16 protein-coding genes are annotated in these 21,929 nt (G+C 57.4%); 7 read left to right on the top strand and 9 right to left on the bottom strand.

What is annotated here, in order from left to right:
- Nucleotides 1-9: 9 nt before the first annotated feature.
- From ACT3IC_RS10220 to ACT3IC_RS10205, 4 genes are read right to left on the bottom strand one after another with little or no spacing between them, the layout of a single operon-like run.
- On the bottom strand, nt 10-885 hold the full coding sequence (locus ACT3IC_RS10220; protein WP_159340312.1) for a [formate-C-acetyltransferase]-activating enzyme: 876 nt from the start codon (nt 883-885) through the stop codon (nt 10-12).
- Complete coding sequence (locus ACT3IC_RS10215) at nt 851-3,148, bottom strand: formate C-acetyltransferase (protein WP_159340311.1); 2,298 nt, start codon at nt 3,146-3,148, stop codon at nt 851-853. Before ACT3IC_RS10215 ends, ACT3IC_RS10220 begins: the two co-directional genes overlap by 35 nt.
- Before the next feature lie 51 nt (nt 3,149-3,199).
- Nucleotides 3,200-3,520: a PTS fructose-like transporter subunit IIB gene (locus ACT3IC_RS10210; protein ID WP_103177492.1), complete on the bottom strand. Its 321-nt coding sequence runs from the start codon at nt 3,518-3,520 to the stop codon at nt 3,200-3,202.
- Between the two features lie 14 nt (nt 3,521-3,534).
- Nucleotides 3,535-4,614 (bottom strand): PTS fructose transporter subunit EIIC, encoded by a 1,080-nt coding sequence (locus tag ACT3IC_RS10205; protein ID WP_263950145.1) that lies wholly within the window; start codon nt 4,612-4,614, stop codon nt 3,535-3,537.
- Between the two features lie 314 nt (nt 4,615-4,928).
- On the opposite strand from ACT3IC_RS10205, the gene ptsP reads away from it, so the two are divergent.
- From ptsP to gldA, 3 genes are read left to right on the top strand one after another with little or no spacing between them, the layout of a single operon-like run.
- The gene (gene ptsP, locus ACT3IC_RS10200; protein WP_473477346.1) at nt 4,929-7,430 is read left to right on the top strand and encodes a phosphoenolpyruvate--protein phosphotransferase; all 2,502 of its coding nucleotides are present in this window, start codon (nt 4,929-4,931) and stop codon (nt 7,428-7,430) included.
- 14 nt (nt 7,431-7,444) lie between these two features.
- Complete coding sequence (gene fsa, locus ACT3IC_RS10195; protein ID WP_156240032.1) at nt 7,445-8,107, top strand: fructose-6-phosphate aldolase; 663 nt, start codon at nt 7,445-7,447, stop codon at nt 8,105-8,107.
- Nucleotides 8,108-8,119: 12 nt separating this feature from the next.
- A complete protein-coding gene (gene gldA, locus ACT3IC_RS10190; protein ID WP_159340308.1) occupies nt 8,120-9,223 on the top strand; it encodes a bifunctional L-1,2-propanediol dehydrogenase/glycerol dehydrogenase in 1,104 nt (367 codons plus the stop codon).
- Between the two features lie 111 nt (nt 9,224-9,334).
- On the opposite strand, the gene katG is transcribed toward gldA, so the two are convergent.
- The 4 genes from katG to metB form a co-directional block, all read right to left on the bottom strand.
- Nucleotides 9,335-11,506 carry a catalase/peroxidase HPI gene (gene katG, locus ACT3IC_RS10185; RefSeq protein WP_159340307.1) on the bottom strand — a complete coding sequence of 724 codons (2,172 nt, stop codon included), beginning with the start codon at nt 11,504-11,506 and terminating at the stop codon, nt 9,335-9,337.
- A 144-nt stretch (nt 11,507-11,650) separates the two neighbouring features.
- Entirely contained in the window at nt 11,651-12,541 is an 891-nt protein-coding gene (gene metF, locus ACT3IC_RS10180) for a methylenetetrahydrofolate reductase (protein ID WP_032615268.1), read from the bottom strand.
- Between the two features lie 207 nt (nt 12,542-12,748).
- Nucleotides 12,749-15,181 (bottom strand): bifunctional aspartate kinase/homoserine dehydrogenase II, encoded by a 2,433-nt coding sequence (locus ACT3IC_RS10175; protein WP_159340306.1) that lies wholly within the window; start codon nt 15,179-15,181, stop codon nt 12,749-12,751.
- 2 nt (nt 15,182-15,183) lie between these two features.
- Nucleotides 15,184-16,344 (bottom strand): cystathionine gamma-synthase, encoded by a 1,161-nt coding sequence (gene metB / locus ACT3IC_RS10170; protein WP_159340305.1) that lies wholly within the window; start codon nt 16,342-16,344, stop codon nt 15,184-15,186.
- A gap of 278 nt (nt 16,345-16,622) precedes the next feature.
- Here metB and metJ point away from each other — a divergent pair, with 278 nt between their 5' ends.
- Nucleotides 16,623-16,940 (top strand): met regulon transcriptional regulator MetJ, encoded by a 318-nt coding sequence (gene metJ / locus ACT3IC_RS10165; RefSeq protein WP_015966498.1) that lies wholly within the window; start codon nt 16,623-16,625, stop codon nt 16,938-16,940.
- A 48-nt stretch (nt 16,941-16,988) separates the two neighbouring features.
- Here metJ and rpmE read toward each other — a convergent pair whose 3' ends face one another.
- On the bottom strand, nt 16,989-17,201 hold the full coding sequence (gene rpmE / locus ACT3IC_RS10160; protein ID WP_103177500.1) for a 50S ribosomal protein L31: 213 nt from the start codon (nt 17,199-17,201) through the stop codon (nt 16,989-16,991).
- Between the two features lie 201 nt (nt 17,202-17,402).
- On the opposite strand from rpmE, the gene priA reads away from it, so the two are divergent.
- The 3 genes from priA (at nt 17,403) to ftsN (ending at nt 21,853) form a co-directional block, all read left to right on the top strand.
- Nucleotides 17,403-19,598, top strand: coding sequence for a primosomal protein N' (gene priA / locus ACT3IC_RS10155; RefSeq protein ID WP_473477339.1), 2,196 nt, complete (start codon nt 17,403-17,405; stop codon nt 19,596-19,598).
- Between the two features lie 134 nt (nt 19,599-19,732).
- Entirely contained in the window at nt 19,733-20,758 is a 1,026-nt protein-coding gene (cytR, locus tag ACT3IC_RS10150; RefSeq protein WP_103177502.1) for a DNA-binding transcriptional regulator CytR, read from the top strand.
- Nucleotides 20,759-20,851: 93 nt separating this feature from the next.
- The gene (ftsN, locus tag ACT3IC_RS10145; protein WP_159340303.1) at nt 20,852-21,853 is read left to right on the top strand and encodes a cell division protein FtsN; all 1,002 of its coding nucleotides are present in this window, start codon (nt 20,852-20,854) and stop codon (nt 21,851-21,853) included.
- The last annotated feature ends 76 nt before the right edge of the window (nt 21,854-21,929 follow it).

Here is a 21,929-nt window from a genome sequence, read left to right as displayed (position 1 = left end):
CTGACATTGTTAACCTCCCACGGTTACCTGAAAACCTGCACGTTCTGCCAGCAGGCGTATGGCGGCAATCTCATTCGCATCCGGCGCGGCCACATCACGCATTAACCATGTTTGCCCTAGCAGACGGTATTTTGGTTCGCCATATTGATGAAAAGGCAGTAAATGCAGCTGCCGTATCCCTGAGGGTATCAGAAATTCCAGCACGCGCGTGATGTTGGTCCTGTGCAGTGTGTAGCCCGGAATAAGCGGAACCCGGGGGATGACATTGACCCCTTCTGCCGCCAGGCTGCGCAAGTTCTGTAACACACGGGGCAAATTCATATTCACGATAGCCCGCGCCTGCTCTGGTTCCATGATCTTCAGGTCGAACAGCACTTCATCGCACTGTTGCGCCAGCGGCAGCAAACGCGACAACGGCGCATCACCCGCCGTCTCGATTGCGGTATGCACGCCATAACGGCGCAAACGTTGCAAAAATTGTGTGGCGAAAGGCGCCTGCATCAGTACTTCTCCGCCTGACAGCGTGACGCCGCCGCCGGAAGCGCGAAAGAAAACATCGTCTTTCATCACCTCCTGTTCCAGCTCGTCGAGCGTCACATCCCGGCCGATCCGCTCAAACGCCCCCGAAGGGCACTCATCGGCATCGCGTAAACAGGGCGCGCAATGCAGGCATTTGCTCTCCCGGCGTACGGTTTCGATTTTTGGCGACATCGATTCAGGGTTGGCGCACCACGGACAGGTATGCGGGCACCCTTTAAAGAAGACCACGGTACGTATGCCGCGCCCGTCATTCAGGGAGTAACGCTGGATATTGAAGATGCGCGCCACAGGCGCGCGTGTCTCAATGACCTCACAGCTGATGCGCGGTGCGGCGGATAATGTCATCCTGGATCTCCTTCGACAACTCGACAAAGAAGGCGCTGTATCCGGCAACCCTGACCACCAACCCGGCAAAATCCTGTGGGCGCAACTGGGCTTCACGCAGCGTATCTCCATTCACCACGTTGAACTGAACGTGCTGTAGTTTGAGCTGGGTAAACGCGCGCAGGAAATCGGCCAGCTTTTGCAGCCCGGCATCGCCCTCAAGCGTCGCCGGAGTAAATTTCACGTTGAGCAAAGTGCCATTGGAGAGCAGATAATTATCCAGCTTACTGACGGATTTCAGCACCGCCGTAGGCCCCTGCATATCCTGACCGAGCATCGGTGAGAGACCGCCATCCGCGAGCTGCTCCCCTGCCAGCCGACCATCTGGCGTAGCTCCCACTACGGCACCTAGCGGGACGTGCGCCGACACCGTATAAGAGCCCGGCGTGAATTGCCCACCTCTTGGATTGCGATATTTTTCGACCTCTTTGCAATAATGGCGCAGCAGTTCCGCACTAATATTGTCAACTTCGTCGATATCATTGCCATATTTATCGAAGCGGTTGATCAGACGCGCCCGGATTTTTTCTCCTTCCGGAGTGGCAAAATTGGCTTTCAATAGTGCCAGTAGCTCATCAAAACTTAAGCGCTGCTGCTCAAACACCATCCCTTTTAATGCATGTAGCGAGTCGCTCAGGTTGGCGATCCCAATGCCCTGCACACCGGAGAAGTTATAGCGGGCGCCGCCGTCGGTGATCTCTTTTCCGTTGTCCAGGCAATCGCTGATAAAGGAGGAGAGCAGCGGCACTGGCGCCCAGTCCCGATGCCCGATATCGCAGATATTGCTCCCTTCAACCATCAGGGCAATGTAATGGTTTATTTTGTGGCGAATATCGTCGAGCAATTCTTCATAGGTCAACCCGGCATTACCTTCGTTCTCCTGCATGGCGATTTCCATGACTTTCAGCAGGTTAAACATGGCGATATCGTGTAAACCGTAAGTTTTGCCCGGTATAGAAAGCTCAACGCAGCCAACAACGGCGTAATCCCTGGCATCTTCCAGCGACACGCCACGATTAAGGAATGCGGGCACCACCACTTCATCGTTAAAAATCTGTGGGATGCCGGTACCGAGGCGGATAGTCTCTGCCGTTTTCAGCAGGAAGGGCCTGTCGATCAGCTCGTTGACGCGTACGCCAAGATTGGGTTGCGGTAGCTGAACGCTCTGGTAGGCGTCCAGACAGAGAAATGACAATACGTTCACCGCGCTGCGGCCATTTTCGGTCAGGCCGCCTAACAGCGCGGTATAACCGGTCGGAAACCCGGCGAAATAGCGGGCGCTACTGGTGGAGCGTAGCAGCACCACGTCATTACATTTTACCCAGAGCGATTCCAGCAGCTCTTTGAGGAACGCGGCGTCTTCGCCCTGGGTGAGCGAAGCCTGGTAGAACGGCAGCATATATTGGTCGAAGCGACCAATGGAGAGCGAACTGGCGTTCGATTCATACTGCAAAATAATGTTCATATACCAGAACAGCTGACACGCCTGCCAGAAGGTCTGCGGCTTATGCTGCGCGTTATGCCGCGAGATCTCAGCGATGGTCAGTAGCTCCTGACGACGCGCGGCATCCGGGCAGTTTGCCGCCATCTGATCCGCCAGCAACGCATAACGCAAAATGTGGCGTTGGGAGGCTTCAAGCAGCAACAAGACGGCCTGGTAGAAGATGTTTTGTGGATCTTGCGCGCAGTGCGCGCGCATCTGGGCCACTAAGGCGCCCAAACCGTTATTCAACAAGCGCGGATAGTCGATGATAATGTGGCCCTGGCCTTTATCCGTCTGGTTAATACTGAATATTTGGGTGCCAACGGCGGCTTTTACCTCATCCGTCATCTGGCTGTTGATGAAGTCTTTCATCGAACGTTTTTCCCAGTAGGGATAAAGTTGTTCGCGATAGGTTTGCTTATCCTGCTCGCTGATTTCAAAACGGTCCTGAGGGCGGGTGGGGAATTGATCCAGCTCTTTCAGCAGCCAGTAGGGATCCATTTCCGGAGACATAATCCCGGCGCGCGGTTTCACCGTGCGGTTACCGGCAATCAACTCCTCATCACGAATCGCAATTTCTACGTGGTCAAGAATATACGCCGTCGCTTTCGCCCGGCGTATCATTACCGGTTCACCTTCCGTTTGTTGATGACTGGCGGTGTAAAGCACTGCGCGTTCGAGCGAAATCTCTCGTGGGTGAGCAAATAGCGCGTCTTTCAGGCGTTGGATACGGTTCGTCATGAGGACACTCCGGTAGAGGAAAACACTCCCGCCCCTCAGGGCGGGTGGAGATCAGGCAGTTTGCGCCAGATGCGCATCAATTTTGTTCATGATCGCTTCGGCGCGTTTTACCGCGTCGCTGATGTTGACGCGCACGATGGTTTTTCCAGTGAAGCGCTCTTCAAATTTGATGCCGATGTCTTTGGTCAGAATGACCATATCCGCCGCGGCGATCTCTTCGGCTGTAAGCTCATTCTCCAGACCAATCGAGCCCTGCGTTTCGACTTTGACTTCCCAGCCTTTCGCTTTCGCCGCGCTTTCAAGCGCTTCCGCAGCCATGTAGGTATGCGCTACGCCAGATGGACATGCGGTTACTGCAACAATTCGGGTCATGCTCTCTTCCTCACTCAGTTAATTTCAAAATCCAGATCCAGGTCGTCATCTTTTTGCGCAACCTGAGTCGTGTTCTTACGCGCCAGACTCTTCAGCACATTGACGCTCACTGCCGTTACCACCGCACCGACCACAATCGCAGCGATATAGCCCAGCTTGCCTTCCACGACGGGCAGCACAATCAGGCCGCCCCATCCGGCGTAACACTGCGCTCCAAGCATTGCCGCGGTCACGGCGCCACAGACGGAGCCCAGCATGATCGAGGGGATAACCCGCAGGGGATCGGCGGCGGCAAAAGGAATCGCCCCTTCGGTGACGCCAACACAGCCCATCACCAGAGCCGCTTTCCCGGCTTCACGCTCTTCGCCGCTGAAATTTTTACGGTTAATCAGCGTTGCCAGGCCCAGCCCCAGCGGCGGCACACAGATGCCAACCGCGGCAATCGCCACGACGGTATAAACCCCCTGAGCCACACAAATCAGCATGAAGGCATAGGCAACTTTGTTGATGGGCCCACCCATATCGAAGGCCAGCATCAGCCCCATGATCACGGCCAGTACGACGATGCTTCCCTGCTGCATATCTTGCAGCCACTGGGTTAAGCCAGTTGTGAGCGCGCCAACAGGTTCACCCAACCCCCACATCATGATGCCTGCAGTAATAAAGGTGCCGATGATGGGGATGATGAAGATGGGCATGACGGAGCGCAGAACTTTCGCTACGGGCAGCTTTTTCAGGTAATAGACGACGATACCGCCCAGTACCCCGGCAATAATCGCCCCGAAGAACCCGGCGCCGAAGCTGTTGCCAACCCAGGCCGCAATGGCGCAGGGCGCCAACGCCGCGCGCTCAGCAATGGAATAACCGATGTAGGCGGCCAGGAATGGCACCATCAGCGTGAGTCCGGCAACACCAATATCAAACAGTTTTTTCAGATTGGGATCGGTCGCGGCATCCGGCACCGCGCCCTTGCCGTAGAGCATTACGGATATCGCCAGCAAGATACCGCCCGCCACGACAAAGGGGATCATATGCGATACCCCTGTCATCAGATGCTGTCGCGTGTTTTTAAGAATCTGCACCAGTTCTTTCATAGGTCGCTCCCGGGCTATGTTTGGCCCAAATCCATAACGATGTTGTGGCAAACAATAGGCAATCCGGCGGGGTACAGACAGTGGATAAAAACGCCATTTACTGGATTTTTGTAATATAGAAAGAAAAATGCGATCCGCCTCTTAATTTCTTCTCCTTCTGACTCGCGCCCGATAAAAGGCGTGTTGTGAACAAAGTCTCACTTCCAGCGAGACATTACATTTGTCCAGTTTTTGGCAGAAATGTCACATAGCGCGCATCCTCGCCACACTCGTATGCTGATTGCCATGTATGACTCGTGATTTCAGGAGTGGTTATGGCTCTGGTGGTGGAATTTACCTGTGATTTGCCTAATGGCGTTCATGCGCGGCCGGCAAGTCATGTTGAAACGCTGTGTAATTCATTTACGTCACAGATTGTGTGGCACAACCTGCGTAGCGGCCGGAAAGGCAGTGCGAAAAGCGCGCTGGCGCTGATTGGCACCGACACGCTGGCAGGGGATGCTTGCCGTCTGCTTATTACTGGCGCGGATGAACAGGATGCGCATCAGCAACTTGAAAGGTGGTTTAAAGAAGAGTTTCCTCACTGCGATGCTCCGCTGGCTGCCGCCATCAGTACCGAACTCTCCCCGCTCCCTGAGTCCTTAACGCGCCTTAATCCCACGTTGTTTCGCGCGCTGGCGGTTTGCAGCGGTAGCGCCCAGGGGGTCTTAACGCTCCTGACCTCCCTTGATCTCAACGCGTTAACCGATTTACCCACTGCCGGAACCCAGGAAGAGGAACAGTCGGCGCTGGATAATGGCCTGAAGCTGCTGGTTAAAAACATTGAGCTGCGCATGCTGGATAACGACAGTACGGCCAGCGCCATTCTGGAGGCGCATCGTTCGCTGGCCACGGACGCCTCGCTGCGCCAGCATCTTCTGGCAGGCATTAATGAAGGGTTAAGCTGCGCGCAGGCCGTGGTTAAGACCGCCAGCCATTTTTGCGCAGAGTTTGCCCGCTCCAGCAGCAGTTATCTTCAGGAGCGCGTGCTGGATGTACGCGATGTTTGCTATCAGCTGTTGCAGCACATCTACGGCGAGCAGCGCTTCCCGGTGCCGGGCCAGCTGACGCAACCGAGTATTTGCCTGGCTGACGATCTTACTCCCGGCCAGTTTCTCGAGCTTGATAAAACGCTGCTGAAAGGGTTGCTGTTAAAAAGCGGCGGCACCACGTCGCACACCGTTATTCTTGCACGTTCCTTTAATATTCCGACGCTGGTGGGGGTTGATAGCGAAAGCCTGCTCCAGTGGCGCAACCAGCCGGTATTTATTGACGGCAATGCCGGCGCGGTGGTGGTGAACGCCAGCGAAGCTGTGGCGCGTTATTACCAGCAGGAAGCGTATGTTCAGCAAGCCCTGCGTCAGCAGCAGAGCGTCTGGCTGAACCAGGAGGCGCGAAGCGCGGATGGCCTGCGTATTGAGGTGGCTGCCAACATCGCGCATGCGCTGGAAGCCCAGACAGCCTTTGGCAACGGCGCAGAAGCGGTCGGTCTTTTCCGCACTGAAATGCTCTATATGGACCGCGCCAGCGCGCCGTGTGAAAACGAGCTTTACAACATTTTTTGCCAGTCGCTGGAGAGCGCAGGTGGGCGCAGCATCATCGTGCGCACGATGGATATCGGTGGTGATAAACCAGTGGAGTACCTGAACATCCCGGCGGAGAACAACCCATTCCTGGGCTATCGCGCGGTACGTATTTACGAAGAGTACGCCGCGCTCTTCACGACTCAACTGCGGGCGATCCTCCGCGCATCAGCCCACGGCAGGCTGAAGATCATGATCCCGATGATCTCCTCAATGGAAGAGATCCTGTGGGTCAAAGAGAAGCTCGCTGAAGCAAAACAGCAGCTGCGCAGCGAACAGATCCCCTTTGATGAAAAAATCCCGCTCGGCATCATGCTGGAGGTGCCGTCCGTGATGTTCATCATCGATCAGTGCTGCGAAGAGATTGATTTCTTTAGTATCGGCAGCAACGACCTGACGCAATATCTGCTGGCGGTGGACCGCGATAACGCCAAAGTCACCCGTCACTACAACAGCCTGAACCCGGCGTTTCTGCGCGCACTGGATTATGCCGTGCAGGCAGTCCACCGCCAGGGAAAATGGATTGGCCTGTGCGGCGAGTTGGGCGCCAAAGGCTCAGTCTTGCCGCTGCTGGTCGGCCTGGGGCTGGATGAAATCAGCATGGGTTCACCCGCGATCCCGACAACCAAAGCGCGTCTCGCTCAGCTGGACAGCCGCGCCTGCCGTCAGTTGCTTAATCAGGCAATGAATTGCCGCACCTCGCTGGAAGTTGAACATCTGCTGGCGCAGTTCCGTATGAATCAACAGGACACGCCGCTGGTGACCCCGGTCTGCATTTCGCTGGATAACGACTGGCGCAGTAAAGAAGAGGTGCTGAAAGGCATGACGGATAATCTGCTCCTCGCCGGGCGCTGCCGCTATCCGCGCAAGCTGGAGGCCGATCTCTGGGCGCGTGAAGCCGTGTTCTCTACGGGCCTCGGCTTTAGCTTCGCCATCCCTCACAGCAAATCTGAACATATTGAACAGTCGACCATTAGCGTCGCCCGATTAAAAACCCCGGTGCCATGGGGCGAGGAGGAGGCCCAGTTCATTATTATGCTCACGCTCAATAAACATGCCGCTGGTGACCAGCACATGCGCATCTTCTCGCGCCTGGCGCGCCGGATTATGCATGCCGATTTCCGCAACGCGCTGGTCAATGCCAGCTCCGAAGAGGCTATTGCCACCCTGCTGCAACATGAATTAGAACTGTAAAACGAGGAAGAGTCATGGAACTGTATCTGGATACCGCCAACGTGGCGGACGTTGAACGCCTCGCCCGCATCTTCCCCATTGCTGGCGTCACCACCAATCCGAGCATTATTGCCGCCAGCGGTGAGCCGCTCTGGGAAGTCCTGCCGCGCCTGCAGAACGTCATCGGCCCGCAGGGCATCCTGTTTGCCCAGACAATGAGCCGCGACGCCGAAGGTATGGTTGCCGAAGCCAGACGCCTGCGTAAAGCGATCCCTACTATCGTGGTCAAAATTCCGGTTACCGCTGAAGGGCTGGTTGCAATTAAAGCCCTTAAAAAAGAGGGTATTACTACGCTCGGCACCGCAGTTTACAGCGCCTCACAAGGTTTGCTGGCGGCGTTAGCCGGGGCGAAATACATCGCGCCCTACGTCAATCGCGTGGATGCCCAGGGAGGCGACGGGATCCGCACGGTACAGGAGCTGCAAAGCCTGCTGGAAATGCATGCACCAGAGAGCAGCGTGCTGGCCGCCAGCTTCAAAACGCCACGTCAGGCGCTGGACTGCCTGCTCGCCGGTTGTGAAGCGATCACCCTGCCGACTGATGTAGCGCAACAAATGCTCAATACGCCAGCGGTAGAGTCAGCCATAGACAAGTTTGAGCAGGACTGGAAAAACGCGTTTGGTAGCCTCAACCTGTAAAGGAGACATAGGATGGATCGTATTATTCAATCACCTGGCAAATACATTCAGGGTGCAGATGTGCTCTCACGCCTCGGCGACTACCTGAAACCGCTGGCGGCGCGCTGGCTGGTGGTGGGCGATAAATTTGTGCTGGGCTTTGCGGAAGAGACGCTGCGCCAGAGCTTTAAACAGGCGGAACTGTACGTAGAAATCGCGCCATTTGGCGGCGAATGTTCACAGAACGAGATCGACCGGCTGCGCAAGCTGGCGAAAAGTGCAGATTGCCAGGCAATCCTCGGCATCGGCGGCGGTAAAACACTGGATACCGCTAAAGCACTGGCGCATTTCATGGATGTCCCGGTCGCCATCGCCCCGACCATTGCCTCTACCGATGCACCCTGCAGCGCGCTTTCTGTTATCTACACCGACAGCGGGGAGTTTGATCGCTACCTGATGCTGCCGCATAACCCGAACATCGTGATTGTGGATACCAAAGTGGTGGCAGGGGCGCCTGCACGTCTGCTGGCAGCCGGCATCGGCGACGCGCTGGCAACCTGGTTTGAAGCCCGGGCCTGCTCACGCAGCGGCGCTACCACCATGGCGGGAGGCAAATGCACCCAGGCCGCGCTGGCGCTGGCCGAACTGTGCTACAACACCCTGATTGAAGAGGGTGAAAAAGCGATGCTGGCGGCAGAGCAGCATGTGGTGACTCCTGCCCTTGAGCGGGTCATTGAAGCCAACACCTATCTGAGCGGCGTCGGTTTTGAAAGCGGTGGCCTGGCAGCGGCCCACGCCATTCATAACGGCCTGACCGCCATTCCGGACGCCCATCATTACTATCACGGCGAGAAAGTGGCGTTTGGCACGCTGACCCAGCTGGTGCTGGAGAATGCCCCGGTTGAAGAGATTGAAACCGTCGCGGCACTCTGCCACAGCGTAGGGTTGCCCATCACGCTGGCGCAGCTGGATATTACCGAAGATATCCCCGCCAAAATGCGCCTGGTGGCGACAGCAGCCTGTGCGAAAGATGAAACCATCCATAACATGCCGGGCGGGACAACGGCGGATCAGGTGTATGCCGCCTTGCTGGTGGCCGACCAGTACGGTCAGCGTTTTATGCAAGAGTGGGAGTAGCCCTTATTGCCGGGTGGCGGCTGCGCCTTACCCGGCCTACAAAACCCGTAGGCCCGTGCAAGCGTAGCGCCGCCGGGAAAAAAAATCCCCGCCGAAGCGGGGATTTTCTGTTTACAGCAGATCGAACCGGTCGAGGTTCATCACTTTCACCCATGCCGCGACAAAGTCGTTCACGAACTTCTCGTGGGCATCGCTGCTGGCGTAAACCTCCGCCAGGGCACGCAGCACGGAGTTAGAACCGAACACCAGATCGGCACGGCTCGCCAGATATTTGACTTCCCCGCTCACACGATCGCGCCCTTCGAACAGCTCGCTGGATTCATCGGTGGCTTTCCACTGTGTGCCCATATCCAGCAGATTGACGAAGAAGTCAGTGCTGAGTACGCCCACACGGTCGGTAAAGACGCCGCTCTTACCGCCATCAAAGTTAGCGCCCAACACGCGCAGCCCACCCAGCAACACCGTCATCTCTGGCGCGGTCAGCGTCAACTGCTGCGCTTTATCAATCAGCAACGATTCGGTGGTGGAAACGTCAATCGCCGCCCGGTAGTTACGGAAACCATCGGCAACCGGCTGCAGCAGCGTAAACATGCCGATATCGGTCTGATCCTGACGCGCGTCGACACGGCCTGGCGTAAACGGTACGGTAACGTTGAAGCCCGCCGCTTTCGCCGCCTGCTCAACGCCCACCACACCGGCCAGCACGATGATGTCCGCCAGCGATGCTTTATGCGCCGATTTATAGATCCCTTCCAGCACCGGCAGTACGCGCGCGGCGACGGCGTTGACATCCCAGCTACGCTGCGGTGCCAGCGCCAGACGTGCGCCGTTGGCCCCGCCACGCTTATCGCCACCGCGGAAGGTGGAAGCCGACGCCCATGCCACCGACACCAGCTCGCTCACCGACAGGCCAGAAGCCGCAATGTCCGCCTTCAGGCTTTCGATATCTTCAGCAGTCGGGTGGAAGAACGGCTGCGGCAGCGGATCCTGCCAAATCAGCTCTTCTTTTGGCACTTCCGGCCCGATATAACGGGAAATCGGCCCCATATCACGGTGGGTCAGTTTGAACCATGCGCGGGCGAAGGCTTCGTTAAAGGCCTGTGGATCGTTGAGGAAACGACGGGAAATTTTGTCGAATTCCGGATCGAAACGCAGCGTCAGGTCGGTCACCAGCATGGTCGGTTTACGTTTTTTCGACGGGTCGAAGGGATCCGGCATAATTTCCGGCGCATTTGACGCTTCGAACTGGATAGCACCAGCCGGACTGCGGGTTTGCACCCAGTCGTATTTGTAGAGATTTTCGAAGAAGTAGTTGCTCCACTGGGTCGGCGTCTGGGACCAGATCACCTCCAGGCCGGAGGTAATGGCGTCCGCCCCGATACCGGTACCGTGGGTGCTGGCCCAGCCCAGGCCCTGAGCCTCAAGCGGGCCGCCTTCCGGATCGACACCCACATGGCTGGCTTCCCCTGCCCCGTGGGTTTTACCCAGCGTATGGCCGCCTGCGATCAGCGCGACGGTCTCTTCATCGTTCATCCCCATGTTGCCAAAGGTGGCGCGGATAGCCGCTGCCGCCGACAGCGGTTCACCGCTGGCGTTGGGCCCTTCAGGGTTAACGTAAATAAGCCCCATCTCGGTGGCGCCAATGGCGCTTTTCGCCAGGCTTTCCGGATGGCGATGCTCCAGCCAGGCTTTCTCATCGCCCCAGTTAACGTCCAGATCTGGTTCCCAGACATCTTCGCGTCCGGCACCAAAGCCGAAGGTTCTGAAGCCGGAGTTCTCCAGCGCCACGTTGCCCGCAAGAATAAACAGATCGGCCCAGGAGATTTTCTGGCCATATTTTTGTTTGATCGGCCACAGCAGACGACGCGCCTTATCGAGGCTGACGTTGTCCGGCCAGGAGTTAAGCGGAGAGAAACGCTGTTGACCGCGGCCTGCGCCGCCGCGCCCGTCGACAGAGCGATAGGTGCCCGCACCGTGCCACGCCATGCGAATGAACAGACCGGCATAGCTTCCCCAGTCTGCAGGCCACCACGGTTGGGAATCGGTCAGGAGCGCTTTCAGATCGCCTTTCAGAGCGGAGTAATCCAGCTTGCTGAATTCTTTGCGGTAATTGAAATCTTTGCCTAGCGGGTTGGAACGTTCGGAATGCTGGTTGAGAAGATCAATACGAAGTTGTTTAGGCCACCAGTCCCGGCTGTTGGTGCCGGCACCTGCACTCTTGTCATAACTGCCCTGATGGAAAGGGCACTTACCTGAATTCTGGTTCTCGTCGGACGTACTCATCGCTCTGCTCCCTCTATGGTTTTATCGTTAGGATATACACCACCGGGAACAAGAGATAATTGAAACAATCCACAGATTTGATAGTTAATACCGTTGTTATCCGGCTGAAATAAAAAAGCCCTCATCTTACTGAGGGCCTGGTCTTTACAGACCCGGGCGAACCCCTAACGTATGGCAGATCGCGTAGCTCATTTCGGCGCGGTTGAGGGTATAGAAATGGAAATCCTTCACCCCTTCGCGGCTTAAAATCTTCACCATATCCATGGCGATACTGGCACCCACCAGCTTGCGGGTTTCGGCGTCATCGTCCAGGCCTTCATACATCTTCGCCATCCAGTGCGGGATGCGCACGTTGGTCATGTCGGCAAATTTCTTGGCCTGCTTAAAGTTAGAAACCGGCAGGATGCCAGGGATAATTTCCACGTCGATGCCGGCAGAGACGCAGCGGTCACGGAAACGCAGATAGCTTTCAACATCAAAGAAAAACTGGGTGATGGCGCGATTGGCACCCGCATCCACTTTGCGTTTCAGGTTGAGCAGGTCCGCCTGGGCGCTTTTCGCCTCCGGGTGCACTTCCGGGTAAGCCGCCACGGAGATGTCGAAATCGCCCACCTCTTTCAGCAGCGCTACCAGATCGGTCGCGTACATATCCGGCTTACCGCTGCCCGGCGGCAGGTCGCCACGCAGGGCCACGATGTGGCGGATACCGTTATTCCAGTAATCCTGGGCGATGGTGCGCAGCTCGTCGCGGGTGGCATCGATACAGGTCAGATGCGGGGCAGCCTCCAGACCGGTACGATCCTTAATGCCCTTGATGATACTGTGCGTGCGGTCGCGCTCGCCGGAGTTGGCGCCGTAGGTCACGGAGACAAATTTGGGTTTCAGGCTGCTCAGGCGATCGATAGAGGCCCACAGGGTCTGCTCCATTTCACTGGTGCGCGGCGGGAAAAATTCAAAAGAGACGTTAATCTGGCCGTTTACTTCAGCCAGGCTCTGATTCAGGGCTTCCCGCTGGTTGGCGTGAAAAAAGCTCATACCTTACCTCATCAATCGCGTGTCGTTGTTTGTTATGCTTCGAACTTCTATACGTTTAGACGTCCAGATGTAAAAATGACGGAAAAGCGGACTGGCGTCAACTGAAAATATCACCATTGACGGTGAGGAATGCTCAGGGAAGTTGAAAAAAGTTCAGGATGGGAAAAAAGAAGGCCCGGTAAGCGTTGCGCCACCGGGCATAGGGCTTTACAGCAGCTGCGCCAGACGGTTGATATCGGACTGGATCGCCCCGGCGGTCACGTCGCGGCCCGCACCTGGACCACGGATCACCAGCGGGTTATCGCGATACCAGCGGCTTTCAATGGCGAAGACATTATCGCACGGCAGCAGCGCCGCCAGCGGATGTTCCGGGCGGACAGCCTCAACCCCAACGCGCGCCTTGCCGTTGGCATCAAAACGCGCCACGTAGCGCAGCACCAGACCCATTTCGCGCGCCGCTTCCAGCCGCTGTAGCATCTGCTCGTTCAACGCTTCACCGTTCTCGAAGAAGTGATCCACAGACCCCTCTTCGCAGCCCGCCGGCACCAGCGACTCCACGCGAACCTGACCCGGCTCGATGTCGTAGCCCGCTTCACGCGCCAGGATTACCAGCTTACGCATCACGTCTTTCCCTGAGAGGTCAACGCGGGGGTCAGGCTCGGTCAGCCCCTGCTGCCACGCCTGATCCACCAGGTCGGTGAACGGCACGGTGCCATCAAACTGCAGGAACAGCCAGGAGAGCGTCCCGGAGAAGATACCGCTGATCGCCAGAATGCTGTCGCCGCTATCGATCAGATCGCGCACGGTGTGATTCACCGGCAGACCGGCACCAACGGTGGCATTGTAGAGCCAGTGACGGCCCGTTTTTTCAAAGGCGTCATGGATTTGACGATAGTTACGGGTATTGCTGGCGCCCGCCAGCTTGTTAGCGCTGATGACGTGGAAGCCGTGGCTGGCGAAATCAAGATATTGATCGGCCAGCTGCTCGCTGGCGGTGACATCCAGCACCACCAGATCATCATAGGGGTGGGCGCGCATCCACAGGAAGAGCGACTCTTCATCCTGTTCGATGGCTTCATCGTTGAAGAAGGCCAGCGCACGGCTGGCGTCCAGCCCTTCATAACTGAGCAGGCTGCGGCGGCTGTCCACCACGCCCGCCAGTATAAATTCAAAACCGGTACGCGCTGACAGCGTGGTTTGCTCGCGGGCAAACAGCTCCAGCCAGCGGGAACCGATATTCCCTTTCCCAAACAGCATCAAACCGATGCGTTTTTCGGCGCGGAACAGCGACTGGTGCAGGCCCTGGATCAGACTCTCCGTTGGCCCGGTGCGCATGACCGCCACCAGGCTGATGCCCTCCTCGGACTGCCAGGTAAATTCAACCGGCTGCCCCTTCAGCTGCTGCCAGAAACGGTGGCAGTGCAGTGGGTTACGGGTGACGCCCGCGCCCACCATCGCAATCAGCGCCAGCCCCTGACGCAGGCGAAGCTCGCCCGGCAGGCCCGCTTCATCCAGAATCTTCAGCGCGCTGTCGGCCACTTCGGCGGTGTAGCAGAACTGCAGCAGGTGACGATCGGTATGCACACCCACGGCCAGCGGGCGCACCTGGGCACGCTTGAGGATCAGGTCGATCTCTTTATGCGCCAGTTTGAAATCGTGGCCGGCGGGAACGAGGAACTCAATCAGGCAGATATCGTCATGGCTGGTGACAATACGCGCCCCCGTGCCGGAAGCCAGCACGCGCTCAATGCGGGTGGAACCCTGATCCGGCGTATAGCTACAGCGCAGCTGCAGATCGATATCGCTGCCGGAAACCGGCTGCAGGGTACGGGCGTGGAGAACCGGGGCCGCCAGACGGGCCAGCTCGCTGGCTTCATCGAGACGCAGCAGCGGCAGCAGGCAGGCATCTTTAACCTTACGCGGATCGGCGCTATAGACGCCCGCCACGTCGCTCCAGATCGTGACGCGCGACACGCCCGCCAGCGCACCAATCTGCGTTGCGGAGTAGTCGGAGCCGTTACGCCCCAGCAGCACGGTTTCACCCGCATTGCTGCGGCTGATAAAGCCGGTCACGACAATACGTTTATTCGGATGCTGCACCAGCAGCTGCTGGAGCAGCGGATAAGAGAGGCCTTCATCAACCTGTGGCTGAGCGCCACGTTCGGCACGCAGGAAGTCCCGCGCGTCCAGCCATGCGGCCTCCAGCCCCTGCTGTTGCAGAACCGCCGCCATCAGACGGGCAGACCACACTTCACCGTGGCCCACCACCTCGGCGTAAACGGCATCGGTCACGCCGCTGTCGAGTAACGCGGCCAGCCGCTCCAGATCCTGGATAAAGTGGCTGATCAGGCCATCGGCCACGTCGGCAGGCAGTAACCCGGCGATCAATTCACTCTGATAACGGCGTAACGCTTGTTGAACCTGATGCGCAGAGAGACGATCGGTCTGGCTTAACTTCAGCCAGCTAATCAACTGGTTGGTGGTGCTGCCCGCCGCAGAGACAACCATCATGTCCCCCGGCATCGAATACTCTGCCATGATCCCCGCGACCCGCAGGTAACATTTCACATCAGCAAGACTACTACCACCAAACTTGTGCAGCTGGCGACCCTTCGCCCCTGCCTGCGCTATCACACTCATGATTACCCCTTGGCTGCGATCCGGAAGCCATTTTCCAGATCGGCAATTAAATCTTCACAATCTTCAATACCGGTTGAGATACGCAACAGCGTCTCGGAGATCCCGGCGGCGGCACGCGCTTCTGGCGCCATGCCCGCGTGCGTCATGGTGGCGGCGTGGGAGATCAAACTTTCAACCCCACCTAAAGATTCCGCCAGCGTAAACAGTGACAGCCCGCTCAGGAAGCGACGTAGCGTCTGCTCATCGCCATCCAGCTCAAAACTTAACATCGCGCCAAAACCCTTTTGTTGACGCGCAGCAATCTCGTGTCCCTGATTCTCCGGCAGCGACGGGTGATAGAGCTTTTTCACCAGCGGCTGGGTCTTCAAGAAATCGACAATCGCCTGGGCATTACGCTGCGCCACATCCATACGCGGCGACAGGGTGCGCAGACCACGCAGCAGCAGATAGCTGTCGAACGCGCTACCGGTGACGCCGATGTTATTCGCCCACCATGCCAGTTCAGTGACAACCTCCGGCTCTTTCGCAATCACCACCCCGGCAACCACGTCCGAGTGGCCGTTCAAATATTTGGTGCATGAATGCAATACCAGGTCTGCTCCCAGTGCCAGCGGGTTCTGTAGCGCCGGACTGAGGAACGTATTATCCACTACACTTATCGCTCCCGCATCCCTTGCAAGCTGACAAATTTTTGCAATGTCCACGACGCGCAGCAATGGATTGCTCGGACTTTCGATTAATACCAGCTTCGGTTTTTCTGCCAGCGCCTGTTTCAGCGCCTGCTCATCACCCTGATCGACAAACAGCACGCGATAGCAGCCACGCTTCGCCAGGCTGTCAAACAGGCGGTAGCTGCCGCCGTAACAGTCGTGCGGGGCCACCAGCAGATCGCCAGGTTTCAGGAACACCGTGGTCACCAGGTGAATAGCCGACATGCCGGTATTGGTCATCACCGCACCTGCGCCACCTTCCAGCTCCGCCAGCGCGCGCTGGGTGACATCACGCGTAGGGTTACCACGGCGCGAGTAGTCATGGGCGCGTGGTTCATTAAATCCGGTGAAGTTATAGGTACTGGAGAGGTGAATCGGCGGGACAACGCAGCCGTACTGTTCGTCATCATTCAATCCGCTACGCACTGCGATGGTGGCCTGTTTACGCGTCATGGTGAAGGCTTCCTGGCTTAATGGATGAAAAGTCAGGCACCAGAGTAAACATTGATTATATGGACGTCAATACATCTGGACATCTAAACTTCTTTGCGTATAGATTGAGCAATGCGCAAATAGCCGTTAAAATTATATGCTTTAGCGCATACCGCAGAGGCAATATCCGTGTCACAACGGCATCTCTACGGTAAACTACGCGCGATTATGGCTCGAACCCCGGCGTATCGCTGCGGTGTCAGCCTCATATTAATGACAGAGAGGATTAAAGGTATCTCATGGCTGAATGGAGCGGCGAATATATCAGCCCATACGCTGAGCACGGTAAGAAGAGTGAACAAGTAAAAAAAATTACGGTTTCCATTCCTCTGAAGGTGTTAAAGATCCTCACCGATGAACGCACGCGTCGTCAGGTGAATAACCTGCGTCACGCTACCAACAGCGAACTGCTGTGCGAAGCGTTCTTGCACGCCTTTACCGGTCAACCGTTGCCGAACGATGAAGACCTGCGCAAAGAGCGTAGCGATGAAATTCCGGAAGAGGCAAAGGTGATCATGCGTGAGCTGGGTATCGACCCGGAGACGTGGGAATACTGATTTACAGATACAAAAAAAGCGCCTTGCGGCGCTTTTTTTTCGGGAAACTTACTTGGAACCCGGGATGCTGAAACGCTTGTTGAAGCGGTCAACACGGCCACCGGTTGCAACGTCACGCTGCTTACCAGTGTAGAACGGGTGGCACTGGCCGCACACGTCCAGGTTCAGATCGTGACCCACGGTGGAGCGGATCTGGATAGAGTTACCGCAAGAGCAGTTTGCAGTAATCATTTCGTATTTAGGATGGATATCTTTTTTCATGGGAGAACCTCAGTTAAGGCCGCGTCGCTCTTCCAGCCCTAACGCCAGACACCACGCGATGTTGAATGTAAGTTCTTTGATGCAAAGTGCACCAAAGGCGGCGAATCATACAGAATTTAACCAGGGTATGCAAACTGATCCGCACGCCGCCTTTCACTAATGTGTATACTAACGCGCCACTTTTCAAGTCAGGAAGATTCGATGCCCGTTGCTCACGTTGCCCTGCCCGTTCCGCTTCCCCGTACCTTTGACTACCTGCTGCCAGACAACATGCAGGCTGAGGCGGGCTGTCGCGTGAATGTGCCGTTTGGCAAACAGCAGCGGGGGGGTATTGTCGTCTCCGTAAGCCAGCACAGCGAGTTGCCTCTCAGTGAACTCAAAAGCGTGGTCGAGGTGCTGGACAGCGAGCCGGTCTTTTCCGCCAGCGTCTGGCGACTGCTCCTGTGGGCGGCCGACTATTATCATCATCCCATTGGCGATGTGCTGTTTCACGCCTTACCCATTCTGCTGCGACAGGGCAAAAGCGCCAGCCATGCGCCGATGTGGTACTGGTTTGCCACCGAGCAGGGCCAGGCGGTAGATATTAATAGCCTGAAACGCTCCCCGAAACAGCAGCAGGCACTGGCGGCGTTACGCCAGGGCAGGATCTGGCGGCATCAGGTTGAGAGCCTCGACTTTAACGACGCGGCGTTGCAGAGCTTACGTAAAAAAGGGCTGAGCGAACTGGCCTGCGAAGCCCCAGCGCTTATCGACTGGCGCGACGGCTTTAGCGTCGCGGGCGACCGGCTGCGGCTCAATACCGAACAGGCGACCGCCGTAGGGGCGATCCACAGCGCGTCCGATCGCTTCTCAGCCTGGCTGCTGGCGGGCGTGACCGGTTCCGGTAAAACTGAAGTCTATCTGAGCGTACTGGAAAATGTGCTGGCTCAGGGCAAGCAGGCGCTGGTGATGGTGCCGGAAATCGGCCTGACCCCGCAGACCATCGCCCGTTTTCGCGAGCGCTTTAACGCCCCGGTCGAGGTGCTGCACTCCGGCTTAAATGACAGCGAGCGCCTGAGCGCCTGGCTGAAAGCGAAAAATGGCGAAGCGGCAATCGTGATTGGCACCCGCTCATCCCTGTTTACACCCTTTAAAAATCTCGGGGTGATCGTCATCGACGAAGAGCACGACAGCTCTTATAAACAGCAGGAAGGCTGGCGCTATCACGCCCGCGACCTGGCGGTCTATCGCGCCCACAGCGAACAGATCCCAATCATTCTCGGCTCCGCGACCCCTGCGCTGGAGACGCTGCATAATGTGCGCCAGCGAAAATACCATCTATTACGCCTGACGCGGCGGGCGGGTAATGCCCGTCCTGCCATGCAGCACGTACTGGATCTGAAAGGTCAGCCGGTGCAGGCCGGGCTAGCCCCGGCGCTGATCGCCCGCATGCGCCAGCATTTGCAGGCCGACAACCAGGTGATTCTGTTTCTCAACCGGCGCGGCTTTGCCCCGGCGCTGCTGTGCCACGACTGCGGCTGGATCGCTGAATGCCCGCGCTGCGATCACTACTATACCCTGCATCAGGCCCAGCACCATTTGCGCTGTCACCACTGCGACAGCCAGCGACCGGTGCCGCGCCAGTGTCCTTCCTGCGGCTCGACCCATATGGTGCCGGTCGGTCTGGGCACCGAGCAGCTGGAGCAGGCGCTGGCCCCCTTCTTCCCGGGCGTGGCTATCTCACGTATCGATCGCGACACCACCAGCCGCAAAGGTGCCCTTGAGCAACAGCTGGCGGAAGTGCATCGCGGCGGGGCGCGTATTCTGATCGGTACCCAGATGCTGGCCAAAGGACACCACTTCCCGGACGTGACCCTGGTGGCGCTGCTGGATGTCGACGGGGCGCTCTTCTCGGCTGATTTCCGCTCCGCGGAGCGCTTTGCCCAGCTCTATACCCAGGTGGCAGGCCGTGCCGGGCGCGCCGGTAAACAGGGCGAGGTGGTGCTACAAACCCACCACCCCGAGCATCCGCTGCTGCAAACCCTGCTGCATAAAGGCTACGACGCCTTCGCCGAACAGGCGCTGGCGGAGCGTCAGACCCTGCAACTGCCACCGTGGACCAGCCATGTGATTATCCGCGCCGAGGATCACAACAACCAGCAGGCGCCGCTGTTCCTCCAGCAGCTGCGCAACCTGCTGCAGGCCAGCCCGCTGGTGGATGATCAGCTGTGGATTTTAGGTCCGGTTCCGGCCCTGGCCCCCAAGCGCGGCGGACGCTATCGCTGGCAAATCCTGCTGCAACACCCTTCCCGGGTGCGGCTACAGCATATCGTCAGCGGCACGCTGGCGTTGATTAATACCCTGCCGGAAGCGCGTAAAGTGAAGTGGGTCCTGGACGTTGATCCTATCGAAAGCTAAAAAAGGGTGGGAGGCGGATCGAAAAATTAAACACGACTCACACTTTTTATGAAAATTCTGTAACCGCTTCCATTCGCAATCTGATAAAACTGACACAGTCAGAAGTGCGGTGATACGCCTGCGAGGAGAAGAAGTTGAAGTCCAGGAAAGAGGTTGCCTCGGCGACCATGAAAGATGTTGCCCTGAAAGCAAAAGTCTCAACGGCAACGGTATCCCGAGCATTAATGAATCCCGACAAAGTCTCTCAGAGCACGCGTAACCGTGTTGAGCAGGCTGCGCTGGAGGTGGGTTATCTGCCCCAGGCTATGGGCCGTAACGTCAAACGGAACGAATCCCGCACCATTCTGGTCATTGTGCCCGACATCTGCGATCCCTTTTTCAGCGAAATTATCCGCGGTATCGAAGTGACCGCCGCCGCGCAGGGCTACCTGGTGCTGATTGGCGACTGCGCGCATCAGAATCAGCAGGAAAAGACCTTCATTGACCTGATTATCACCAAGCAGATCGACGGCATGCTGCTGCTCGGTTCCCGCCTGCCCTTTGATGCCAGCATTGAAGAGCAACGCAATCTGCCGCCGATGGTGATGGCCAACGAGTTTGCCCCTGAGCTGGAACTGCCTACCGTCCATATTGATAACCTCACCGCCGCCTTCAACGCCGTGAATTATCTGCAGGAGCTGGGCCATAAACGTATCGGCTGTATCGCCGGACCGGAAGAGATGCCGCTGTGCCACTATCGCCTGCAGGGCTATGTTCAGGCGCTGCGCCGCACCGGGGCGACAGTGGATCCGCACTATATCGCCCGGGGCGATTTTACCTATGCCGCAGGCGGCCTGGCGCTGGAAAAACTGCTGTCGTTGCCGCAGCCGCCGACCGCGGTGTTCTGTCACAGCGACGTGATGGCGCTGGGCGCGCTCTCCTATGCCAAACGGCGCGGTCTGAAAGTGCCGAAAGACCTCTCAATCATCGGCTTCGATAATATTTCTCTGTCTGAATTTTGCGATCCTCCGCTCTCGACGGTGGCGCAACCCCGCTATGATATTGGCCGGGAAGCGATGCTGCTGTTACTGGATCAGCTGAACGGACAAACAGTTAGCAGCGGCTCCCGTTTACTGGACTGTGAATTGATCGTCAGAGGTTCAACCCAGGCCCTGACTTAAAGTAAACGCCTTTCAGACGTCCTCATCTGGTCAAAGGCCCGTCGCTTAAGTAACATGACGGGCTGACAAACGAAAAAATACAGCGAAACGATAGTGGCACAACGAGATTATGTACGTCGCGGCCAGCCGGCACCTTCGCGACGCAAAAAGAGTAGCTCACGGAAACCGCAACGCAGCAGCCTGCCCGCAGTCTCACCGGCTATGGTGGCGATCGCGGCGGCGGTCCTGGTGGCATTTATCGGCGGCCTCTGGTTCATTACGCACCATAAAAAAGAAGAAGCAGAAGCGCTGCAGGGCAATAAAGTGGTCGGCAATGGCTTGCCCCCTAAACCGGAAGAGCGCTGGCGCTATATTAAAGAGCTTGAGAGCCGCCAGCCGGGCGTACGTGCGCCTACCGAACCCTCTGCGGGTGGCGAAGTGGTGGATCCTAACCAGTTAACCAACGAACAACGTCAGCTGCTGGCACAGATGCAGGCCGATATGCGCCAGCAGCCTACCCAGCTCAACGAAGTGCCGTGGAATGAGCAGACGCCAGCACAGCGTCAGCAAACGCTGCAGCGCCAGCGCCAGGCGCAGCAACAAATTCAGCAGCAACAGCAGCAGCAGTGGGCGCAGTCCCAGACGGTACAGCAGCCGAAAACACAGCAGCGGGTGACGGAACAACCGTACCAGCAGCCTAAGGTGGCACAGACGCAACCGGCGCAACCGGCGCAACAGCCGAAGACGCAGCCTGCGAAGCAAAATAGCAACACGCAGCCGTATCAGGATCTGCTGCAAACCCCTGCGCATACCACCGCGCAGCAGCCGAAAGCCGCGCCGGTCACCAAAGAGACCGAGGCGCCGAAGCAAACGGCTGAGAAGAAAGATGAACGTCGCTGGATGGTGCAGTGCGGTTCCTTTAAAGGCGCAGAGCAGGCGGAAACCGTACGTGCTCAACTGGCCTTTGAAGGCTTTGACTCACGCATTACCACCAATAACGGCTGGAATCGCGTAGTGATCGGCCCGGTTAAAGGCAAAGACAATGCCGATGGCACCATCAGCCGTCTGAAGATGGCAGGTCACACAAACTGCATTCGACTCGCTTCCGGGGGTTGAAACCCCCAAAATCCCCCCCATCTATCATTCTATTCAGCCCTGAGCACTGGCTCAGGGCCTCTATTTTCCGAATGTG

Source organism: Leclercia sp. GHBNCSD (assembly GCF_055805075.1).
This window is presented reverse-complemented; position numbering and strand designations above follow the sequence as displayed.

Bases quoted from the DNA above. Each gene is read 5' to 3' on its own strand.
- ACT3IC_RS10220 (WP_159340312.1), bottom strand. From the start codon at position 885: ATGACATTATCCGCCGCACCGCGCATCAGCTGTGAGGTCATTGAGACA.
- ACT3IC_RS10215 (WP_159340311.1), bottom strand. From the start codon at position 3,148: ATGACGAACCGTATCCAACGCCTGAAAGACGCGCTATTTGCTCACCCA.
- ACT3IC_RS10210 (WP_103177492.1), bottom strand. From the start codon at position 3,520: ATGACCCGAATTGTTGCAGTAACCGCATGTCCATCTGGCGTAGCGCAT.
- ACT3IC_RS10205 (WP_263950145.1), bottom strand. From the start codon at position 4,614: ATGAAAGAACTGGTGCAGATTCTTAAAAACACGCGACAGCATCTGATG.
- ptsP (WP_473477346.1), top strand. From the start codon at position 4,929: ATGGCTCTGGTGGTGGAATTTACCTGTGATTTGCCTAATGGCGTTCAT.
- fsa (WP_156240032.1), top strand. From the start codon at position 7,445: ATGGAACTGTATCTGGATACCGCCAACGTGGCGGACGTTGAACGCCTC.
- gldA (WP_159340308.1), top strand. From the start codon at position 8,120: ATGGATCGTATTATTCAATCACCTGGCAAATACATTCAGGGTGCAGAT.
- katG (WP_159340307.1), bottom strand. From the start codon at position 11,506: ATGAGTACGTCCGACGAGAACCAGAATTCAGGTAAGTGCCCTTTCCAT.
- metF (WP_032615268.1), bottom strand. From the start codon at position 12,541: ATGAGCTTTTTTCACGCCAACCAGCGGGAAGCCCTGAATCAGAGCCTG.
- ACT3IC_RS10175 (WP_159340306.1), bottom strand. From the start codon at position 15,181: ATGAGTGTGATAGCGCAGGCAGGGGCGAAGGGTCGCCAGCTGCACAAG.
- metB (WP_159340305.1), bottom strand. From the start codon at position 16,344: ATGACGCGTAAACAGGCCACCATCGCAGTGCGTAGCGGATTGAATGAT.
- metJ (WP_015966498.1), top strand. From the start codon at position 16,623: ATGGCTGAATGGAGCGGCGAATATATCAGCCCATACGCTGAGCACGGT.
- rpmE (WP_103177500.1), bottom strand. From the start codon at position 17,201: ATGAAAAAAGATATCCATCCTAAATACGAAATGATTACTGCAAACTGC.
- priA (WP_473477339.1), top strand. From the start codon at position 17,403: ATGCCCGTTGCTCACGTTGCCCTGCCCGTTCCGCTTCCCCGTACCTTT.